This is a genomic window from Caulobacter sp. P1_B12_2, from assembly GCF_056406675.1.
In genome coordinates this window covers 1-1,762 of sequence record NZ_JBFTZS010000659.1, presented here as the reverse complement: position 1 = coordinate 1,762, position 1,762 = coordinate 1, and the positions used below count along the sequence as shown (strand labels likewise).

The 1,762-nt window shown below is 63.1% G+C and carries 3 protein-coding genes; all 3 read right to left on the bottom strand.

Annotation, left to right across the window (positions count from 1 at the left end; genetic code table 11):
• Positions 1–117: 117 nt before the first annotated feature.
• A complete protein-coding gene (locus AC1DZ6_RS24605) occupies positions 118–855 on the bottom strand; it encodes a hypothetical protein (protein WP_477099723.1) in 738 nt (245 codons plus the stop codon).
• A gap of 128 nt (positions 856–983) precedes the next feature.
• Positions 984–1,496 carry an SUKH-3 domain-containing protein gene (locus AC1DZ6_RS24600; RefSeq protein WP_477099722.1) on the bottom strand — a complete coding sequence of 171 codons (513 nt, stop codon included), beginning with the start codon at positions 1,494–1,496 and terminating at the stop codon, positions 984–986.
• 80 nt (positions 1,497–1,576) lie between these two features.
• A partial coding sequence (locus AC1DZ6_RS24595; RefSeq protein ID WP_477099721.1) for a magnesium chelatase subunit ChlI family protein occupies positions 1,577–1,762 on the bottom strand: 186 nt, incomplete at its 5' end.

Below are 1,762 nucleotides of genomic sequence, written 5' to 3'. Positions count from 1 at the left end.
GTCCTTGACTCGGTCAGACGCCAGAGCTCCGATCCACCAAGGCTTTAAGGCGTGGCCCCATCCGGGGGCGGATGGGTGGCCTTGACAGCAGACCTTCCGGAGGTCCGCTACGGGTGGTTAGGAGGCGTTAGGGCGCAGAGCGCTCAACCAACCCCGAAAAGCCCGCCAAGCTCCGACCACTTTGCGGATGAACCATGCATCTTTGGCTCTCCCCAACGAGACGGTTCTTTGGAACCAGTACACATTCATCGCACCCAAAAAGTCCGCCGCCTTCACCGGGAAGCCTGACGCATCGCCGATGACCGAGTCGATGCCGCAGCGCGGACAGAGGGCCGTTCTGGGTTCGTCATCGACCCAGTCCTCGATATCGGCGGGCGGGAATACAGCCAAGCAATAGAAGCAGCCACAGAAGGTACTTCTCGCGATCTCTTCGTCGTGGCGTGCGGAGTGTTTATGCGCGGCAACGAGAGTGCTTTCTGCTGGTCCAGCCGACCGCAGTCGGGCGAGCGCGGCGTCAATTTCCGCTTTGGTTGGCGCGCGACTGTCGTCCGCCAGAAAGAAGATCGCCTCGCTGACCGCCTCATCCTCAAGCTCGAAGTCATCGCTCATAATGAGCGCGTCGGCCACGTAGTTGGCCAACTCGAAATCGAGCGTCCCATCCGCGACCGCCTGTAGGAGCCTTGAAGCATGCTCACGCGTCACGCGGGTTTCGGGCGCATCCGTCACGATGATCGAGCCGACGCCTCCGGAAGCGAGAGCCTCATTACACGCCCGCACTTCGCTACGAATTTTGGCGCTGAACGCATCCGCGCTAAGCGACCCGGTGAGGAAGGCGATCAAGGAGCGATGGTCCATGCCGCCATCGTACACAGGGTCCGAGAGACCGCTATGGGTCGGGTGCGGAAATCAGCTTCCCGTACGAAATCGGACATTGGACCCTTGGCCGGGAAGCGGACATCGCCAACGCCAGACAAGGGTGGATTTCAGACCTCGCGACTATCTTCGCCAAGACCATAGAGACGAGGGTCGCCGAGCGCGTAAGTCTCGCCATACAGCACGGCGCTCTCCTGCCCCGGCAACAGGATCGGCCTAACCCGTCGCCCTGTCGTCAGAGAGCGGATCGCTTCCTCAAAGCTTTCGCCCTCCCACCATATCGTCTCGTCAATCAAGCTGGCTCCGAAGCAACGGCCAGATTGGCCGATGTAGAGTATGCCATGCGCGTTGTGGGTTTCAGCGAGCGGAACAAGGGGCTCTCCGAGCAGTCGCGCGAGCGCCAACGCCTCTGGCAACTCATCGATCTTCTGGGTGAAATAAACGTCGCTTGCCGCACATTGACTGCCCGGCACCGAAGCGCCGATCCGAAGGCCGGCGAAAGCCGATAGCAGTTCGGCGGCTGGGTGATCGCCCGGCAGCGGCGTGGTGAGATCGGCTCGCCGATCAGGCGTCCAGCCCGCTTCAACGAACAACTTCACTACATCTGGGGCGAGAGCCTTCATGTGCGAAAGCTACGGGACGAGTTCCCCCTGTTCAAGGAGCCGCGAAGGTCTGCTCAGGGTCGAAACCGGCCCTTGGTCGCCTAAAACGCCCCCTCCCCGCTGATCGCCCCCACGGCGCTTGTCCGGCGATGCGCCAGCGCCTCCGCCACATGAACCCGCCGCACGCTGGTCGCGCCCTCCAGGTCGGCGATGGTGCGGGCCAGCCGCAGGACGCGGGTCCAGCCTCGGGCGCTGATCTGGCCGGCCTCGGCGGCGCGGGCCAGCAG

Bases quoted from the DNA above. Each gene is read 5' to 3' on its own strand.
- AC1DZ6_RS24605 (WP_477099723.1), bottom strand. From the start codon at position 855: ATGGACCATCGCTCCTTGATCGCCTTCCTCACCGGGTCGCTTAGCGCG.
- AC1DZ6_RS24600 (WP_477099722.1), bottom strand. From the start codon at position 1,496: ATGAAGGCTCTCGCCCCAGATGTAGTGAAGTTGTTCGTTGAAGCGGGC.